Source organism: Streptomyces phaeochromogenes (assembly GCF_001418655.1).
GTDB classification, from domain to species: domain Bacteria; phylum Actinomycetota; class Actinomycetes; order Streptomycetales; family Streptomycetaceae; genus Streptomyces; species Streptomyces phaeochromogenes.
Genome location: NZ_LIQZ01000427.1, coordinates 1 through 2,974, shown reverse-complemented (window position 1 = coordinate 2,974; position 2,974 = coordinate 1). Strand labels below are relative to the sequence as shown.

3 protein-coding genes are annotated in these 2,974 nt (G+C 69.5%); 2 read left to right on the top strand and 1 reads right to left on the bottom strand.

Going from position 1 to position 2,974, the window contains the following annotated elements; all coding sequences use genetic code 11:
• Positions 1-285 precede the first annotated feature (285 nt).
• Positions 286-1,263, bottom strand: a complete 978-nt coding sequence (pgfA, locus tag AOK17_RS41790) for a cell envelope lipid trafficking protein PgfA (protein WP_055617878.1) — start codon at positions 1,261-1,263, stop codon at positions 286-288.
• A 312-nt stretch (positions 1,264-1,575) separates the two neighbouring features.
• Between pgfA and AOK17_RS51440 the strand changes: the two genes are divergently transcribed.
• A complete protein-coding gene (locus AOK17_RS51440) occupies positions 1,576-1,728 on the top strand; it encodes a hypothetical protein (RefSeq protein WP_169801995.1) in 153 nt (50 codons plus the stop codon).
• A 2-nt stretch (positions 1,729-1,730) separates the two neighbouring features.
• Positions 1,731-2,972, top strand: a complete 1,242-nt coding sequence (locus tag AOK17_RS41785; protein ID WP_055617877.1) for a PucR family transcriptional regulator — start codon at positions 1,731-1,733, stop codon at positions 2,970-2,972.
• Positions 2,973-2,974: the final 2 nt, after the last annotated feature.

Here is a 2,974-nt window from a genome sequence, read left to right as displayed (position 1 = left end):
GCGGGCCGTGCCGGTACGTCGAGCCCGCCGCCTCCGGGTGTACGGCTGTGGGTCCGAAGGTGCTCCTTTTTTGGAGGAGCCCTACGCGGCGGGCTTCGACGTACCGGCACGGCCCGCTCCCGTTGCGTTGTGACTGCGGGGTTGATCTGTGCTGGTGATGCGGGCCGGCTGTGATGGGGATGTGGTCGGGCTGTGTTCGGGTGGGGTGGATAGTTTTCGCCCGCTGGTTCGATGCGGCTACTCACCGAAGTGATAATTTCGGGGCTTTATCCAGCTGACGTCTCATCACATTGTGAGCGGCTGCTGGGAGCTCTCGGACGTTTCGGGATGTGGACGCCCTCGTACCACCAAAACGACCCCCACAAGTGCGAGCAGGAAGCCCGCCACACCGGCGCCCAGGGGCAACGTCTGTCCCACCATGCGCAGTTGGCCGCTGTCCTTGTCGGCCAGGTCGACCTGTTCCTTCTGGGTCTCGGGGGTGAAGGCGATCCGCTTGCTGTCGAGCAGGACCACGGCGTCCTTGTCGCCGCCGGGGGCCCGGAGCGTCTTGCGGGGGCCGATCGCCGCGTAGATGATCCGGCCCGTGCGCTGGTCGGCCACGAGCTCGATGCCGTGGTTGGCGTACCACTCCTCGGCGAGTACCTGGCCGCCGTCCTTCTCGCCGACGATCGTGCCCGGCACCAGCCGGGTTCCGGTCTTGGTGGCGCGCACGGTTCCGGTGAAGCGGAGGCCCTCGTACCCCTGGATCTTCTTCGTGCCCTTGTACGCCAGCGTGACGGTCGAGCCGAGCGTGCTGTCCCACCAGATGTAGGAGCGTTTCTGCACGTCGAAGGGGAACTTCAGGTACGCCTCGCCCTCGTAGTAGGGCTCCTCGTCGCAGCAGTGGACCGGCTTGTTCGTCTTGCGGTCGGTGACCCAGCGCTCCATGGTCCACTGCAGCGAGTCGTGGGGGTCGGCGGCGGGCAGGGACTTGGCGGTGTCCACGGAGGTGGACACGTCCCAGACGGCCCGGCCGCTCTTCTCGCTGTCGGCGACATCGCCGCGGACCTGGCGGGTGATGGTGATCTTCTTGTCGCGGACGGTTTCGATCTCGTCCGTGTCGAAATAGCTGCCCGTACCGGTGAAGACCGTCTTCGAGTCGATGTCGACGGGCGTGCGTTGAGCACGTGGCTCGACGTACCAGGCGAGCAGGGGGGCCAGGACGAGCAGGAACACGCCCAGACCCAGGACGACCAGTGAAAAGGGAGTGGTTGTACGGCGCATCCGGGCACTCCAGAGGCTCGTGGTGACACGGCACGGGCTGTGCCGGCACGGTGGTGGAGGGTGCACGTGCGGTATGGGGCGGGAACCGTAGGCGCACCCTTGACGAAGTGTCAATGCGTTGTCGAGACTGGGGCTCGCCGGACGGGCCCGGTGAAGATGGGGATGTGCCCTGGCCCCGAAGGGGCGCGGGGCTGTGACATGTGCGGCTCCGCCGCGTGGGCGCGATCAGCCACAAGCGGTCCGCAGATTTCGGATGGCGCTCCCAGCGGAGCGCTCGGGTGGGACGACCTCCGACAGAGAGGCTGACCCGCGATGCCCAGACTGCTCGCCGCCCTGCTGACCGTGGCGGCTGCCGCCGTACTCGCCGTGGGCGCCGCCCTCGGTATCGTCGCCCTGCTCGACGCGACCCCCGAACAGCCGAACACGCCGCTCATCACCTATGAGACGGCCGGCCAGGAGCGCTGATCATGGCCCTACGCCCGGGACCCGTCACCGTGCGCTCGGCCTGGCACGACGTGCCGCGCCTCCAGGTCCGCCAGTTCGCGGCGCTCGCCATGGCAGAGGCGCCCATACTCGCCGAGGAGATCCTCCAGGAAATACGTCATGAATATCCCCATCTGCCCGTCGTGCTCGACGACTCCGGCGAGCCGATGGCGCTGATCGGGATCCGGCGGGCCATCGAGGTGTTCGTCCAGCACCTGGAGACCGCCGAGGGGCGCCCGCGCGTCCACCCCGAGGTCTTCCAGGAGTTCGGCCGCGGCGAGGGCCTGCACGGCCGCAGCCTCGATTCGCTCCAGGCGATCTACCGGCTCGGCGTACGGCTGGCCTGGCGCCGTTTCGCCGAGATCGGGACGCGGGTGGAGATCCCGCCGCCCGCGATGTACGAGCTGGTCGACGCCGGTTACGAGTATCTGGACGGGCTGGTCGACCAGTCCGTACGCGGATACGCCGAGGCCGCCGCCCGGCAGGCCGGCGAACGTCTGCGTCTGCAACGGCGGTTGATGGAACTGCTGCTCGCCGAGCACCACCGGGGCGATCCGGCCGACGCTCTCTCGGAGCGGGCCGCGCGCATTGGCTGGCCGTTGCCGGACAAGGTCGCGGTGGGTGTGCTGTTGCGGCCCGCCCGCGAGGCCGTTGCCCCCGCCGTCGGACAGGGTGTGCTGTTGGACATGGAGTATGAGCAGCCCCGGATGGTCGTGCCCGAGCCTGATGCCGCCGGGCGCCCCGAGCTGTTGCACCGGGCGCTGACGGGGTGGGCGGGTGCCATCGGGCCGCCTGTCCCGCTGGCCGACGCGGCTAAGTCGTTGCGCTGGGCCGAGGCCGCGGTACGGCTCATGGAGCGCGGGCTGCTGCCGCCGGGCGAGGTGCTGTACTGCACCCAGCACACGGAGGCGCTGGTCCTGCTGCAGCCCGAGGAACTGATCGACGACCTGGCGCTGCGGTGTCTGGAGCCGCTCGCCCACTGCGGGCCCACGCACGGGCGGCGGCTCGCGGAGACCCTGCTGGCGTGGCTGGAGACGCGGGGCGGGGCCCCCGAAGTGGCCGCGCGCCTAGGGGTCCATCCCCAGACCGTGCGGTATCGCCTTCGGCAGATTCGGGAGCTGTGGGGGGACGAGGTCGATGACCCGGATCGGCGGTTCGAGCTGGAGTTGGTGCTGCGGGCTCAGCGGCTTCGGGGGGAACTGGGCGATCCCCGCGCCCGGCGTTGACC